General features: G+C 70.6%; 12 protein-coding genes. 8 read left to right on the top strand and 4 right to left on the bottom strand.

Annotated elements, in window-relative coordinates:
- Positions 1-17 precede the first annotated feature (17 nt).
- The gene (locus tag LWC33_RS33345) at positions 18-239 is read right to left on the bottom strand and encodes an ATP-binding protein (protein ID WP_233308699.1); all 222 of its coding nucleotides are present in this window, start codon (positions 237-239) and stop codon (positions 18-20) included.
- 1,189 nt (positions 240-1,428) lie between these two features.
- On the opposite strand from LWC33_RS33345, the gene LWC33_RS33340 reads away from it, so the two are divergent.
- From LWC33_RS33340 to LWC33_RS33320, 5 genes are read left to right on the top strand one after another with little or no spacing between them, the layout of a single operon-like run.
- Positions 1,429-4,023, top strand: coding sequence for a Z1 domain-containing protein (locus tag LWC33_RS33340; protein WP_233308698.1), 2,595 nt, complete (start codon positions 1,429-1,431; stop codon positions 4,021-4,023).
- Positions 4,020-5,009, top strand: a complete 990-nt coding sequence (locus LWC33_RS33335; RefSeq protein WP_233308697.1) for a PD-(D/E)XK motif protein — start codon at positions 4,020-4,022, stop codon at positions 5,007-5,009. The genes LWC33_RS33340 and LWC33_RS33335 overlap by 4 nt, the downstream gene beginning before the upstream one ends.
- On the top strand, positions 5,006-6,847 hold the full coding sequence (locus tag LWC33_RS33330; RefSeq protein WP_233308696.1) for a hypothetical protein: 1,842 nt from the start codon (positions 5,006-5,008) through the stop codon (positions 6,845-6,847). Before LWC33_RS33335 ends, LWC33_RS33330 begins: the two co-directional genes overlap by 4 nt.
- Entirely contained in the window at positions 6,844-7,740 is an 897-nt protein-coding gene (locus LWC33_RS33325; RefSeq protein ID WP_233308695.1) for a hypothetical protein, read from the top strand. The genes LWC33_RS33330 and LWC33_RS33325 overlap by 4 nt, the downstream gene beginning before the upstream one ends.
- The gene (locus LWC33_RS33320) at positions 7,737-8,507 is read left to right on the top strand and encodes a DUF6339 family protein (RefSeq protein WP_233308694.1); all 771 of its coding nucleotides are present in this window, start codon (positions 7,737-7,739) and stop codon (positions 8,505-8,507) included. Before LWC33_RS33325 ends, LWC33_RS33320 begins: the two co-directional genes overlap by 4 nt.
- On the opposite strand, the gene LWC33_RS33315 is transcribed toward LWC33_RS33320, so the two are convergent.
- The gene (locus LWC33_RS33315) at positions 8,501-8,920 is read right to left on the bottom strand and encodes a very short patch repair endonuclease (protein ID WP_233308693.1); all 420 of its coding nucleotides are present in this window, start codon (positions 8,918-8,920) and stop codon (positions 8,501-8,503) included. The two genes, LWC33_RS33320 and LWC33_RS33315, sit on opposite strands and share 7 nt — an antisense overlap.
- 93 nt (positions 8,921-9,013) lie before the next feature.
- Between LWC33_RS33315 and LWC33_RS33310 the strand changes: the two genes are divergently transcribed.
- Positions 9,014-10,105: a DNA cytosine methyltransferase gene (locus LWC33_RS33310; protein WP_233308692.1), complete on the top strand. Its 1,092-nt coding sequence runs from the start codon at positions 9,014-9,016 to the stop codon at positions 10,103-10,105.
- 157 nt (positions 10,106-10,262) lie between these two features.
- Here LWC33_RS33310 and LWC33_RS33305 read toward each other — a convergent pair whose 3' ends face one another.
- Both LWC33_RS33305 and LWC33_RS33300 read right to left on the bottom strand, forming a co-directional pair.
- A complete protein-coding gene (locus LWC33_RS33305) occupies positions 10,263-10,616 on the bottom strand; it encodes a hypothetical protein (RefSeq protein ID WP_233308691.1) in 354 nt (117 codons plus the stop codon).
- Positions 10,617-10,682: 66 nt separating this feature from the next.
- Positions 10,683-11,180 carry an ATP-dependent DNA ligase gene (locus LWC33_RS33300; protein WP_255693858.1) on the bottom strand — a complete coding sequence of 166 codons (498 nt, stop codon included), beginning with the start codon at positions 11,178-11,180 and terminating at the stop codon, positions 10,683-10,685.
- A gap of 160 nt (positions 11,181-11,340) precedes the next feature.
- On the opposite strand from LWC33_RS33300, the gene LWC33_RS33295 reads away from it, so the two are divergent.
- Together LWC33_RS33295 and LWC33_RS33290 are read left to right on the top strand one after the other, a co-directional pair.
- The gene (locus LWC33_RS33295) at positions 11,341-12,459 is read left to right on the top strand and encodes a tyrosine-type recombinase/integrase (RefSeq protein WP_233308689.1); all 1,119 of its coding nucleotides are present in this window, start codon (positions 11,341-11,343) and stop codon (positions 12,457-12,459) included.
- Positions 12,460-12,467: 8 nt separating this feature from the next.
- Positions 12,468-15,077 (top strand): site-specific integrase, encoded by a 2,610-nt coding sequence (locus LWC33_RS33290; protein WP_233308688.1) that lies wholly within the window; start codon positions 12,468-12,470, stop codon positions 15,075-15,077.
- The last annotated feature ends 202 nt before the right edge of the window (positions 15,078-15,279 follow it).

Below are 15,279 nucleotides of genomic sequence, written 5' to 3'. Positions count from 1 at the left end.
CAGCTCACAACCCATTTTCACGGACTAGTCGACTGGCTGATCTGTGGAACCCCGGCGACAGGCTCACCGTTCTCTGTCTCAAAGACGATCAGTACGCGGGTCGCTCCCGCGTCGACACTGTTGTCGACGAGGTCAGCGACCGCCGACTCCAAGCTGTGGTGCGCGCCCAAGCTCTTGATCAGGCCGGGGTCAGGAGCGAGCACTTTACGCTCAAGAACGCCGTCTGTCGTAGAGCTCATGTGCCGCACTCCATGCCTGATCTCCCTTGCCCCGGTCGCCCGTCTGTCGACAAGATCGACCTGGACGTTACGCGTCCGCACAGAGTGCGTCTGAAGCGGTCGGACACGCATCGTCGCGAGGATCGGCCCCACCTGAGGAGATTGCCCTCGATCGAGTGAGTCGCCCTCGCCGGGTCGATACGTCGTGCCACCCGGCAGATGGCACCGCGGCCCGGTTTAAGGCCCCGGCAGGGGGATCGGCGGACTCGTCGTCGTCGCTATCCTTCCTCGTGGTTCTCGAGGTGGTCTCGCCATCGCTACCGGGTGTCGGGCTCACGTAGTAGTCGCGGCTCTGCCCGGACCACGAGCGGTGGTCATGGGTCGTCACCCGAGCCCGAGGGATCGTGGTGTCTTGGACGATGCGACGCGGTGGGTGGACCTCGGGGATCGAACCGAACCCATGGCTGGGTGTCGGGTGTCGCAACCTTTGCCTGCATGCTGCAACTCAGCTGCCTGCATGCTGCAACTCAGCGCGGCGCCATTACTGGCATCGCCGTACTCCTCGTTGGCATGTCTACCGGGACGTTCGCAGTCGGAGGCGCCAGCAGTTGATGATCTTCGAGCCTCGGGGCGGTCGGCGTGAGCTGGAGCGCTTCCGACCCGAGCAGCGGCTCGCCGACCAGTGCCACATCTGCTATTGGGAGGCGCGGGTGGTGGGGTCGTTGCAGCTCCGTTGCCGGCGCAAGCCGTGCCGCTGACGGATCACGCCGGCCTTGGGCTGTTGGACGCAACCGCCCTCCATGGCGCGCCGGGGGCGCAGGCGTACCACCGGCCCGCACCACGGTCCTGTCGCGGCTGCCCCGGGGCCCGCATTGGTCGCTGCGATGTACTCGGTCGAGCTTCAGTTCTTCCACCACCGACCGCCCGACGACTGTGCGCTGACTGGCGAGACCGCCCTGCAGCTGGGGTGAAGCGGGAGCTCGTCGAGCAAGGACAGCTGCCATCAGCTCCCTTCCCTTGTGGACGCCTCACCCCGGCTCCATCAGCTCTGCGAACACGTGATCGTCCACGGGCCCGACGTCGACCGCATGCTCCGGCCACTCGCCAGCTACCGCGTTGCATCACTCGGAAGAGTGGCCCGGTAACACACTGCTGCCCATCGCTGATTAGCCTTCCGAACATCTGAACGGGGCACGTGGGGGGTAGCCGGGTGGCTGTTGGGCTGTCGGACAAGCAGATCGAGGGTGCCTACCAGGTCTTCCTGAAGTTCTCCGACAAGAGTTCACCGGCCGACGCCGTCAAGGAACTCGAGATGATGATGGTCCCGGCGCCGCTGATCAAGGCCGTGCGCGAGAAGCACGAGGCCGAGACCATCCGGATCCGGAACCTCGACCAGCCGCCGTCGGTCTGGCGCGACGGACGCGTCACCTGGTACACGGGCCCCAAGGACGCGGACCGCAACTGGCCGGCCGTCGTGAAGTCCCTGCAGGCGAAGAACTTCGGCGAGGACAACATCACGTCCGTCGACGAGGCATCCACCAAGATCCTCTCGCTGCTCGACCACCCCACGCAGGACGAGTTCCGCACGCGCGGGCTCGTCGTCGGGTTCGTGCAGTCCGGCAAGACCACCAACTTCACCGCCGTCATGGCGAAGGCCGCCGACCGCGGCTACAAGCTGTTCATCGTGCTGTCCGGCATCCACAACACGCTGCGCCGGCAGACCCAGATCCGCCTCGCCGGCGACCTCGTGCACGCCAACCCCGACCTCTGGCACGAGGTCACCACCGAGGACAAGGACTTCACCCCGCCGACCGGCAACCCGCAGGCCTTCTTCGCCGCCAAGGACCAGCACATGCTGCTGGTGGTCAAGAAGAACGCGGTCGTGCTGCGCAAGCTCCGCGACTGGCTGGCCAAGGGCGGCGACTACCTCGCCAAGACACCAACCCTGATCATCGACGACGAGGCGGACCAGTCCACGGTCGCCACCGCAGAAATCAACCCGCTGCTCTACCAGGTGATGAGCAAGTTCCCGAAGGTCGGCTACATCGGCTACACGGCCACGCCGTTCGCGAACCTGCTGATCAACCCCGGGGACAAGACGGACTTCTACCCGCGCGACTTCATCGTCAACCTGCCGCAGCCCAATGACTACCAGGGCACCGAGATCCTCTTCGGCCGCGAGCTGCTGCCCGGCGAGGACCCGGCCGACCTGCCCGGCGGCTACGACATGGTCCGCACCGTCCCCGACGACGAGGTCGACGACCTCAAACCGCGGACGAAGAAGGAGGCCGCCGACTTCTACCCGGGCCTAACGCACTCGCTGCGCCGCTCGGTGGAGTGGTTCTGGCTGGCCACGGCGGCTCGGAAGGTGCGCGGCGGCGGCAACAAGCACTCGACAATGCTCATCCACACGACGACCGACACGACGGTCCACGAACGCTTCAAGGACCCGCTGCTCCAGCTGAAGACCCGGATGCTGGCTGGCCTGACCACCAAGGACCCCGACCTCCTGGACCGGCTCCGGACGACGTGGGCGAAAGAGACCGCGCGGGTCCCCGCCGCGGACTTCGGCGAGACCACGGTCGCGTTCGAGGACCTGCTCGGCAAACTTCCGGCCGTCGTCAAGGCCACGAAAGTCGTGATCGACAACTACAAGAGCACGGATCGGCTCGACTACGAGTCGGGGCCGGTCACGGCCATCGCGGTCGGCGGTAACACGCTCTCCCGCGGCCTCACCCTGGAGGGCCTGGTCTCCAGCCTCTTCGTCCGCGCGGTGTCCGCCTACGACACGTTGCTGCAAATGGGGCGCTGGTTCGGCTACCGCAACCATTACGCCGATCTCCCCCGCATCTGGATGACCGACGAGCTCATGGAGTGGTTCAGCCACCTGGCCACGGTCGAGGCCGAGATGCGCCTGGACATCAACCGCTACATGAATCCGGGCGTGACGCCGCTGAACTTCGCCGTGCGACTGCGGACGCACCCGAAGATGAGCATCACGGCGAAAGCAAAGATGACCAGCGCCATCCCTGCGGTCGCGGCCTACGGCGGGCAGCTCGTCGAGTCGCGCTTCTTCGATGTCTCGGACGAGGGTGAGCCCTGGCTCAAGGGCAACGCCACCGCGGCGCGGGCGCTCGTCGCCCACGCGGCCAAGGACGGGACGGCCACGCCGTCGCGGGACGAGACTGCGCTGTTCACCGAAGTCCCGCACCAGCACGTCCTGGAATTCCTCGACTCCTACTCCTTCCACGAGCGTTCTTCCGACGGTGACGGCGGCCGTATCGCGGAGTACATCCGGCGACGCGTGCGTGCCGGCGCGCTCGGCCGGTGGAGCGTCGGGGTGATCGGCAACTCGCAGGACAAGGCCAGCACCAAGCGCTGCGACCTCGGCTCGGGTATCGACGTCAAGATGGTCCGCCGTTCCCGGCTCTCCTACGACCAGGGCGTCGATTTCGACGGCGTCGCGGACATCAAGACCCTCTCCAGCCGCCGCGACGAGGCCCTGGACCTCGACACGGCGGGCGCCAGCACGATGACCCGCAAGGAACTCGTGGAGCTGCGGAGGCAGAAGCGCCCGACCGAGGGCCTGCTGCTGCTCTACCCCATCGAGCCGGAGTCCGAGCCGAAGAACACGAAGGGCCGCGTCCCGCTCGCCGCGCCCACCGACGACGTCGTCATGGGTGTTGCCCTGGTCTTCCCCGAACCGAAGGGCCAGGACTCCGACGTCGAGTACATGAGCGCGGACCTGTCCAAGGTCGTCGTCGAGGAGGAGGACACCTCCATCCTGGAACAGGACGACGAGTGACCACCGACGGTGCTCAACTCGAAAAGCTCTGGTCCGCCGCCGCGGCCAGACCTGCGGTCAGCCTCTTCCGGACGGCCACGAGTGGGGTCGACACCGCCCGCGGCCCCGTGCTCATCGGTGTCCGCGACACCGGTGCCCGCCACCTGCTGGTCCCGATCGACCCGAAACACACGCTGCAGGAGGACGTCGACGGGCGCGCGGTCACCCTGCGCCGCCAAGAGCTCGAGGACGAGACCAGCTTCCGCGTCTACGCCTCGCTGGCGCTCGCCGACGACCGGCTCAGCGATCTCTTCACCGCGCTGTGCGCCGAGGTCCTCACCCGGATCGCCGCCACCCCGAACCGTGCGGTCACCGCGCTGCGCAGGACCCTCGCCGACTGGCGCTCCCTGCTCTCGGGCACGCGGCGCACGCTGACGCCGTCCGAGCTCGCGGGGCTCTACGGCGAGCTGACCGTCCTGCTCGCGATGCTCGCCCGCGATCCCGGCGCCGTCGCATTCTGGACCGGGCCGTTCCGCAGCCGCCAGGACTTCCACCGCGCGGACATCGCCCTGGAGGTCAAGTCGACGACATCGGTCGACTCCCGCAGCGTCCGCATCCACGGCCTCGGCCAACTCGACGGCAGCGACGGCCGGCTCCTGCTGACCTGGCTCAAGCTCCGAGCCGACCGTGGCCGTGCCGTACCGGATCTGATCGACGAGGTCCTGTTGGTGGCCGACGACGAAGCCGCTTTCCTCTCCGCTCTGCACGCGTTCGGCTACCAGGAGACGGAGCGGGAGGTCTACTCGCGCCGAGTCTTCGAGGTCGAGGAGCAGCGAACCTACGAGGTCGGGCCGGGATTCCCGCGCCTGACCCCCTCGGGCCTGGTCGGTGACGCGACGCTCGCCGGGCTGGCGAACATCAACTACGACGTCGACCTCGACAGCGCACCCGCTGTCGCCGCGCGCACGGACGCCGATCCCGTCGAGACCTTTCTGGAGCAGGCGTGACGACCCCGCGCTGGTGGTCCCAGCCCTTCCCGCCCACGGGCGCGATCGCGTCCGAGGGCATCCGCAACCAGCTCGGTCGCCCGCCCGTGGACCCGCTGACCGTGTTCGTCCGCGAGACGGCGCAGAACTCCTGGGATGCCCGCCTCGGCGGCGGGCCCACCGCCTTCCGGCTCGAGCTGACCACCGTCTCCCCCACGCACCGGCCCAACTGGGAACGGCTGCTCAGCCCGCCGGCGAGCCGCGAGCCGCACCTGGGCATCGGGAAGCTGGTCCGGACGTCGAACCTGCGGCTGCTCTCGGTCGTCGACCGCGGCACGAAGGGCCTCGGCGGGCCCACCCGGGCCGACGAGTTGGCCGCCGACCGCCGCGACTGGGTCTCGTTCGTGCTCAATGTCGGCGAGAAGCGCGACACCCATCAGGGCGGCGGTACCTACGGCTACGGCAAGGCCGTGCTCTACCGGCTGTCCAAGGTGGGCACGATCCTCGTCTACACCCGTACCGAGGAGCCGGGCGTCGGGCTGGAGTCCCGGCTGATCGGCATTGCCATGCGCGAGTCGTTCGACGGCCGGGAGACCCCGACCGATGAGACGCGGCCGTTCACCGGGCGGCACTGGTGGGGCGACGTCCAGGAGGATCACGTCGAGCCGCTGCGGGGCGCGGAGGCCGACACCGTCGCCCGCAGCCTCGGCCTCTATCCCTTCGCCGCCGACGAGACCGGCACCACCCTTGTCGTCCTCGATCCCGACCTCGACGACTTCGACGAAATCGACGACGCGGCCCGCCACCTCGCGAACACCCTCGCCTGGCAGCTCTGGCCGATCATGCTGCCGGAGCGCGGCGACGACCGCCTCGTGGCCGAGGTCCGCGCCGGCGGGAGCACCTTCCCCGTCCCGGATCCGGCCGAGACGTACCCGCTGGAGATGTTCGTCGACGCCTATCGCGCGCAGCGTGATGGCGAGGGCGTGGTGCTGGAGTGCGGGAACCCGCGCAAGAAACTGGGCAACTTCGCCGTCGAGCACCGGTTCGTCGTGCCCATGACGCCCGGCTCGGCCACGCTCGCCGCGGAGTGCGCCGGCGTGCCCGGCGACCCGCACCACGTGTGCCTGATGCGGGCGCCCGAGCTCGTCGTGCGCTACCTGGAGCAGACCGAGACCGGCTCGGTGAACCGGGCCTACGCCGGGGTGTTCCGGGCGCTCGACGATCTCGACGATGTCTTCGCCGCCGCCGAGCCGCCCACCCACGACCACTGGGTGCACGAGCAGCTGACCGGCCACGACAAGACGTTCGTGCGGGTCACGTTCCGCCGGATCAAGGAGCAGCTGGCGAGCTACCGGGCGTCCGTCGTGGCGACGGTGAAGTCCGAGGGCGGGGTCGCGCTCGGTGCTGCGAGCAACTTCCTCGGCGGCATCGTCGCGGCCGCCTTCGCCCGCCCCGATCAGCCGGCGAGCGCTTCGGGGACCGGACGGGGAGCCGGTGGCGGACGCCCGTCGCCCGTCCCCCGCGACAAGGTGCGGGTCACCGAGCTGACCGACCCGGTCGTCGACGAGCGTAACGGCCGGGTCGTCCTGGTTCAGCGGTTCTCCGTGACCGGTCCCGGGCCCGTGCGGTTGGAGTCCCGGCTCTCGGTGGGGCTGGGCGAGCGGGCGCGCGAGGACGACGCCCCGGTCGGTGCGGCACGCCCGCAGGTCCTCGCCTGGCTCACCCCCGACGGCGAGCCGGTCGACGAGACCTGCGTCGCAAGCCCCTCGGAGGTCGAGCTCGTCGTGCTCCCGGTCCCGCACACCATCACCGACATCGTGGTCACCGGGGCACGGGTCGAGCAGGCGGTCGCCTCGTGAGCCGCGCCTACCCCTACCGCCGCCCTTCGGTCGACGTCGTCGCCGGCGGGCCCTGGCTGCGCGCCACCGCGGACTCGCTCGACGAGCTGCCGGTCGAGCTCCCCGACTGGGACTACGGCACCGTGCTGCACCTGCGCCGCCCGATGCGGATCGACGGCCTTCAGGCCCGGCTGTCCTGCGGCCTCCCGACCGACGCCGAGATCGTCCTCACCGTCGTCTGGTCGGCCGCGAACTCCTCGCTTCGCGGCCGGGCCTGGCAGGCTCCCGTCCCCGCCGCGCCCGACGTCGATCTGGAGATCGACTTCGAGCTGCCCGGTGACGAGCTGGGCGGTCGCCTCGATCTCGAGACCAGCCTGACGCTGCGCGCGGTCGGCCCGTCGCCCGCCTCGACAGCGGCCCCGTCGAGGCCGGGCAGCGTGCTCTGGCACGACGTGCGGTCGGTGATGCTCCAGGGCGACGCCGTGCTCTTCCCGCTGTCCATCGTGGACTTCCAGCACCTGCCCTACCCGACGGGCGCGGCCTGGCACCTGGAGCTCGGCGTCGACCTGGAGTCCCAGGCCCTCGGCTCGATCCTGCTCCTGGCGAACAAGCGCCGCGAGGTCGTCACCACGGCCCTGGGGAACGCCGCCGACCCGACCGACGCCGACAAGCTCGTCCTCTCGGCCATCCGCAGCGAGGTCGTCCGGTCGCTGGTCGAACGGGCCCTCGTCGACGAGGAGTTCGACCTCGACACCGACTACCCCGCCGGGTCCGTCGGCGCCCTGCTCGCAGCCGTCGTCCGGAACACCTTCCCCAGCAAGACCCTCGAGGCCCTGCGGCGCGACCGGGACCACGAGCCGATCCTGTTCACCTCGCAGATCCAGAACGCCACCGGGCTCCTGGCGGGCGCATGAGCATCCTCTACCCGCGCCTGCTCGACGCCGCCGCGCTCGACATGCACAAGCGCTACACGCGGCTCACGGTCGAGGAGCTGCAGCAGCTGCCCGCCTTCCGACACCCCTCGGCGGTCTTCGCCGCGACGGGCGGTGACCGGGTGCCCGTCGAGCACCTGGAGGAGCTGCGCAACCGGGTCGTCAAGATCGCCGAGGAGTCCGGGTTCCCCGGAGGCGGGCGGCGACGCGACCACACCGAGTTCGACCAGGAGATCGCCCGCCTGCTCCACGAGCGCATGGGCCTCGTCGCCGCGGAGGCCGCCGTCCGACCGATCTGGGCGTTCCTCGCCCTGGTCGTCCTGCCCGACGTCTCCTACTGGCGCTACTGGGAACCGCCCGTCGACCGGATCCTCGGCACGGACATCACCCGGCATGTCTGGGGCAGGCTCTGGTGGCGCGCCCACCTGCTCGCCGTCCCCAACGAACCCGACCCGTACCGGCTGCTCGGCAGTTTCAACGAGTCCGACTTCGACCAGATCTACGCTCGCCGCAACCTGCTCGGCGGCAGCCGCTCCGTGGTCCGGGCCCTCGCCGACGTCTGGCCCAGCGTCGACACCGCGGAATTCGGCTCGCGGCGGGTCCTGCGCGACGTGCTCAAGCGACTCCTGCGCACCGCCGCGATCCTCGAGTTCGACGCCCTCGACTACGCCGACCTCTGCGGCGAGATCCGCCGCGAGGCCGCCATCGCGGTGGCCGCGATCCGCGAGGCCGACCGGCGGGCTCAGTGACCGCGAACGGCCCTCTCCACGGCGTCCACCGCGACCAGCGGGTCCTCGTGCTCCCAGAAGCGCAGGACCGTCCAGCCCAGGGCCTCCAGGTGCGCGTCGGTCGCCCGGTCCCGGAGCTGGTTCTTCTCCAGCTTGGCGACCCACCACTCGCGGTTCGCCCGCGGAATGCTCGTGTGCTCGGGGCAGGAGTGCCAGAAGCAGCCGTCCACGAACACCGCGACCCTCGCGCCGGTGAAGATCATGTCGGCGCGGCGGCGGGGCATGCCGGGGATAACGGCCTCCACGCGGTAGCGCAGGCCCCGGCGGTGGGCCTCCTTGCGGATCAGCATCTCGGGTTCGGTGTCGCGACGACGGGCGCGGCTCATCCGCTCGGAGACCCCGGTGCTCGACGGGGTGGGACGGTCGCTCGACACCGTTGCTCCCTCCGTACCGCTAGCACAGCGCAGGCTGTCGACGCGCCGGCCGCCCTGCGCCGGATTGTCGTACCCGCCGGCTAGGTTACCGACGTGTCGACGCTGCGGCTGGTGGACCTCTTCGCGGGATGTGGTGGCCTGACCAGAGGTTTCCTCGATGCGAACAAGGACCCGGAGATCACCTCGAAGTTCGAGGTCGTCGCCTCCGTCGAGCTCGACCGGGCCGCCGCAGCGACCTATGCCGCGAACTACGGCCGCGATCACCTCTTCCACGGACGGATCGAGGACTGGCCCACGTCGGCCATCCCGGACGCGGACATCGTCGTCGGCGGGCCGCCCTGCCAAGGCTTCTCCAACCTGGGCAAGCGCGACCCCCTCGACTACCGCAACCGACTCTGGCGCGAGTATGTGCGGGTCGTCGAGAAGATCCAGCCCTCCTACTTCGTCGTCGAGAACGTCGCGGCCTTCTTCAGGTCCCCGCAGTGGACCCTGCTCCAGCTCGCCACCGGCCCGGACGGACCACTCCGCAACTACGAACTGCAGTCCTACACGCTCAACGCGGCCGAGTTCGGCGTCCCGCAACTCCGCAAGCGCGCCGTCGTGCTCGCCCGGCACAAGAGTTGCGCCCCCCTGCCCGACCCGAAGGGCGAGTTCGCCGGGCAACCCGAGAAGTTCGCGACCGTCCGCCAGGCCCTCGCCGGGCTGCCAGCAGCAGTCGACCCCGACGACATCGAGCTACCCGACGGGATCTTCGACTTCGACGGCGGCCTCCCGGGCTCGTTCAAGACGTCCCAGCTCCACGTGACCCGCCATCTCCAGCCCATCTCCGTCGAGCGGTTCGCCGCCATCCCCGAAGGCGGCAACCGACTCGACCTGCCGTGGCGACTCCAGACCCCGGGCTGGCGCAAGCACAGGACCGGCTCGATGGACGTCATGGGTCGGCTCCGCTGGGACAAGCCCTCGGTCACGATCCGTACGGAGTTCGTGAAGCCCGAGAAGGGCCGCTACCTCCATCCGGTGGAGCACCGCCCCCTCACCCTCGCCGAGGGCGCCCTCCTCCAGACCTTCCCGCTCGACTACCAGTGGTGCGGCGCCAAGGTCTCCATTGCGCGCCAGATCGGCAACGCCGTGCCGGTCCAGCTGGCGACCGGCCTCGCGAAACTCATCGCTCAGACAAGAACCTAGCTTCAGCGCAATACTCGGTAGTTGATCAGGACGCCCCGATACGCCCCCATAGAATCCTCGTCGCCGCAGAAGCGGCTCGCTGGCGGCGCCGCGCGCGGGCTCGTGAGGTCAGTATGAAGCGAGAGGGGGCGCAGGTGCCTCGAATCGGGATGCGGAGTCACTGGCTCGAAGCCTGAGTTATTTCCTCGGGGTGCAGGTCCAGGCGGGAGCGCATGAACCGCGCGGGATGGCGCCAGCGGCCCTGCTCGAAGGCGGTATCGACCTCCAGCTCGACCACCACGCTCGGCGCCACCTGCACGTAGGCGACCGGTTCGCTCGGGCGCTGCCCGAACCGGGCCGACGGGAGCACCTCCGGCCACGGATGCTCACCGGCCGGCGCGGCCAGCACGCCCTGCAGGTGCGCGCGGGTGGCCGCGGACAGCGGCGTGGTCCGGCCGGCGACCCGCAGCCGGCCGTGCGCCCCGTACCGGCCCACGATCAACGCGTCGGGCTCGGCGAGCGACCCGAGCACTCCCCCGACGACCGCCTCCGCGGTCAGCCGCGTCTTGACCTTCCGCCAGGCCCGGGCGCCGGCACGCTAGGTCTGGTCGACGCGCTTGGCCACCACCCCCTCGATGCCCGCGTCGGTGTGCTGGCGCATCCACAACCGGCCGACCGACGGGTCGGCCGAGGCGGGCATCAGCACCAGCCCGTGCGGCAGGCGTGTGCCGAGCAGCGTCTCCATGCGCCGGCGCCGCTCCGTCCACGACATCGGGCGTAGGTCCTTGCCCTTGGCCGCCAAGACGTCGAACACGACAAACACCGCCGGTGTGGCCGTGGCGAGCCGGCCGGCGTGGGCGGTGGAGGGTTGTAGCCGTTGCTGCAGGGCGGCGAAGTCGAGCCGGCCCCGTTGCCACACCACCAGCTCCCCGTCGAGCACCACATCCTGGCCGAGCTCGGCCACCGCGGCGACGATCTCCGGGAAGTACCGGGTCAGCGACCGCAGCTGCCGGCTCTGCAACCGCACCCTCCCGCCCACGGCGTGGGCGAGGCAGCGGTTCGTTGACTGAACTCCCGTGCGCGCATCACGCACCATATCCACGGGTACCGGGGCAGGCCCGTCACCCAGCTCGGGGAGAGTCGGGCGAGGAGCGGCGCGTCTGGCCACCTGGCGGCCTGCACGCGGCAACGCTGACCGGGTGTTTGCCGGTCGGGTCGGGCGAGTGGTGTCGCGGGAGACGGGCCTGGGCTGTCGGGTGGTCTTTCCCGAGGTCGAGCACGTCGCCGCATCGTCCTACCTGCGTGAGCTCGCGGCCTCGGACTGCAGCCCGGCGACGGTCCGCAGTTACGCCTTCGCGTTGCTGCGCTGGTTCCGGTTCCTGCACGAGCGGTTCTTGGGGTGGGAACGCGCGGAACGCGCTGACGTGCGCGCGTTCGTGGAGCACCTGCGGGAGACGCCGAACCCGCAGCGGCAGCGCCGCCGCCCGGATGCGCCTGCGGCGGGCTCGCTCAATCCCCGAACCGGGAAGCCGACGCCGGGTGGCCACTACGCGGCCCGGACGATCAATCACCAGCTCAGCGTGCTGTTCGGGTTCTACGAGCACACCTGCACCGCCGGGTTGGGCCCGCTGGTCAACCCGGTCCCCGCGCAGCGGGCCCGGGACGGAGGTCGGGTGTTCGCCCACCACAACCCGATGGAGGACTTCGTCGTGCGCCGTCGGGCGAGCTACCGGCAGAGACCTGCGAAGCCGGTCTGGCGGGCGCTCCCGGACGATGCGGCCGAGCAGCTGTTCGCGGTGTTGCGCTGCCACCGCGATCGCGCCCTGATCTCGTTCTGGCTGTCTTCTGGCGCCCGCGCGGCCGAGCTGCTTGGGCTGCGGCACGGCGACCTGGACGTCGGCGCCCGCACGATCACCGTCATCAGCAAGGGCAGCCGGGCCCGGGAGGCGATCCCGGCGAGCGTGGACTCGTTCGCCTGGTTGGCGCTCTATCTGGCCGAGCAACGGCCCCCGCTGGTCGAGGGCGGGCCGGTCTGGTGGACCCGCACGCCGACTCCGCGGCCGTTGAACTACCACGCCGCCCGCGCGGTCCTGCAGCGCGCGAACACCGTGCTGGGCACGAACTGGACGCTGCACGACCTGCGGCACACCGCCGCGCAGCGGATGCTCGCCGACCCGGCGTTCACTCTGGTCGACGTCCAGACGATCCTGCGGCACGCGAGCGTGACCACCACCCAGATCTACACACGGCCTCGGCTCGAGGAGCTGATCGAGAAGGTGTTCGAGCACTACGCCCGCCCCCCGACACCGGCGCCGACGCTGGATCCGGGCTACAACGCCGACGCGGTGCACGAACTCCTCGGGCTAACTCCATGACCACGCCCATGAACGGCAGCACAACCTCCACCGAGCCGCCGCTCCACGCACCGGCACACGGACCGCCGGCCTCGCCGGCGGGGTCGCAGAGCTCGATCCCGGGGTCTCGGCAGCAGGCCGTGCAGACCCGGCGGGCGCTCAGCCCGCGGATGCAGCTGCTGTCCCCGCCCGGGTCGCCGCCCGCCGGGCTGACCCCGGCGGTGCTCTCGGGTGTCGTCCCGCCGGATCCCCGCTACGGGGCCCGGGGTCGGGCGCGCCCGCTGGTGGCCTACGACGCCGGCCTACCCCCGCCACCCCTGGCCCCGGATGCGGCGGGCTGGGCGGTGCAGGACCTCGACGTCGCCGACACCGTGACCGCGGTGCTCGATCGGCTCACCGGGCCGCTGGCCCTCGGCACCGAGAACTGCGCGATCCTGCGGCGACGATCCGAGCGGCTGCTGGGCTGGCTGGCCGGGTTCGACGGGAACAGCTGGGAGCAGCGCTGGCCGGCCAGCGGCGCCGACGCCGCACCGCACGGCTGGGCCGAGGCGGCGTTTCCCCACCACGACAAGGCCTGGCAACGCCAGGCGGTCACCGGCGGGGTCTACCAGCTCATCCAGGCCCGGGTGCTGCGCCCGTCCTACGCGTGGCTGCTGCTCTGCCGCGCCGGGACCGCCCTGCCCCGGTTCCTCGAGGTCAACGCCACCGAGCAGTTGTCCGAGCTGCGTGCGCTGCCCGCCTACCAGCAGGCCCTGGTCCGGCAGCGCTGCGACGCCGAGCACTGCCTGGCCCGGGTCATGATCCGCACGGGCAAACCGTTGACCGGGCTGACCGGCGAGGAGCTGCTGCACTACGCCGACATCGTCCGGACCTCCGGGCGGCACCGCCGCGAACACCTGGCCTGGGAACTGCTCGTCGCGCTGGGGGTGTTCACCGGCGAGGCGGTGACCCTGCGGGCGGCCTGGTCGGCCAAGGGCAACACCCGCCAGCATTCCGTCGCGACCCTGGTGGACCGCTACGGCATCCCACCGGGCGGGGTCCGGGACCTGCTCGTGGACTACCTGCGCGAGCTCAAACCGGGCATGGACTACGCCTCGCTCACCGGGCTGGCCTACCGGCTGGTCCGGCTGTTCTGGTGGGAGATCCTGCAGATCAACCCGTCCCAGGCCGACCTGCGCATCGACCCGCGGACCGCGACCGAGTGGCGGGAGCGCTTCGCCGTCACCACCGACGGCCGGGCGCGCCGCGAGATCCACTCCACCCTGTTTGCCATCCGCGGCCTCTACCGCGACCTCGCCGAATGGGCCCACGACGACCCCGTCCGCTGGGGCGTCTGGGTCGCCCCCTGCCCGGTCCCCCGCGCCGAGTCCCGCGCCGCCGCGAGACACACGCGCCAGCAGAAGGCTCGGATGCAGGCCCGCACCCGCACCCTCACTCCGCTGCTGCCCGCGTTCGTCGCCGCCAGCAACGCCCGCCGCGACTGGGGCACCCGGCTGCTGGCCGCCGCGCGCGCTGCCGGCGCGGGTGAGCGGTTCGTCGTCGACGGCGTCACCTTCGCCCGCGCCCGCCCCCACCCGCGCAGCCACTACGACCGGTTGAAGGCCTCGCAGCTGTGGGCCGAGGTCCTGCACACCGAACCGGGCGCCCGCGCCGTCCCCCGTCCCCGCGGCCGGGTGAACATCAGCAAGCTCGAAGAAGACGCGTTCTGGGCCTGGGCGATCGTCGAGACGCTGCGCCACACCGGCCTGCGGATCGAGGAACTCCTCGAACTGACCCAGCTGTCCCTGCGCCACTACACCCCTGCCGCGACCAACACCCTGGTCCCGCTCCTGCACATCGTCCCGTCCAAGACCGACGCCGAACGCCTCATCCCCATGAGCCCCGAGCTGGTCACCGTGCTGCTCGCCGTCCAGCGCCGCGCGAAAGCCGGTGACGCGCACGTCCCGTTGTCGGTGCGCTACGACGCGCACGAGAAGACCCACGGACAGCCGCCGCACCTGTTCGCCCGCCGCGTCGGCACCCGCCACGAGGTCATCTCCATCGTCGCCGTCCGCAACCTGCTCAACGCCACCGCCGACTGGGCCGCGCTCACCGACAACGACCGGCCAGTCCGGTTTACCCCGCATGACTTCCGCCGCCTGTTCACCACCGAACTCGTCGGCGCCGGGCTCCCGCTGCACATCGCCGCGTCCCTGCTCGGCCACCTCAGCCTCGACACCACCCGCGGCTACACCGCCGTGTTCCCCGAGCACCTCATCGCCGCCCACCAGGCCCTCATCGAACGCCGTCGCCAGCTGCGCCCCGACGGCGAGCTGCGCTCGGCCACCAGCGAGGAATGGGCCGAGTTCGAACAGCACTTCCTGCGGCGCAAGGTCGCCCTCGGCGACTGCCACCGCCCCTACGGCACCCCCTGCGTCCACGAACACGCCTGCACCCGATGCCGATTCCTACGCGTCGACCCCGCCCAGCTCGCACGCCTCGACGAGATGACCGCCAACGCCGAAGCCAGGCTCGTCGAAGCCCGCCAGAACGTCTGGCTCGGCGAGGTTGCCGCCCTCGAAGAAAGCCTCACCCACCTGCGACGACGGCAAGCGGAGGCCGAAGCCCGACGCACTCACCCAATCGGGGAGTTCATGTAAGGAGCTCCGGGACTTGATCGGCTCGGGGTTCCAGGGTTGCATGCGCATCCCGGCTGGTCCGGTGGGTGGCGTCGAGTAGAGCTCTGGGGGCGGACGAGTGTGTTTGTGCCCCGTTCGACTGATTGCCACCGCTGGCCTGGCCACGGGTGGACCGTTCCCGATCTTGTAGACACCCGGTCGTAGACTGCCGCTGATCGCAGCG

Source organism: Pseudonocardia terrae (genome assembly GCF_021343995.1).
GTDB lineage: Bacteria > Actinomycetota > Actinomycetes > Mycobacteriales > Pseudonocardiaceae > Pseudonocardia > Pseudonocardia terrae.
The sequence above is the reverse complement of the archived record's forward strand: the minus strand, read 5'-3'. Positions and strand labels throughout refer to the sequence as shown.

Bases quoted from the DNA above. Each gene is read 5' to 3' on its own strand.
- LWC33_RS33345 (WP_233308699.1), bottom strand. From the start codon at position 239: ATGAGCTCTACGACAGACGGCGTTCTTGAGCGTAAAGTGCTCGCTCCT.
- LWC33_RS33320 (WP_233308694.1), top strand. From the start codon at position 7,737: ATGAGCATCCTCTACCCGCGCCTGCTCGACGCCGCCGCGCTCGACATG.
- LWC33_RS33300 (WP_255693858.1), bottom strand. From the start codon at position 11,180: ATGGTGCGTGATGCGCGCACGGGAGTTCAGTCAACGAACCGCTGCCTC.
- LWC33_RS33290 (WP_233308688.1), top strand. From the start codon at position 12,468: ATGAACGGCAGCACAACCTCCACCGAGCCGCCGCTCCACGCACCGGCA.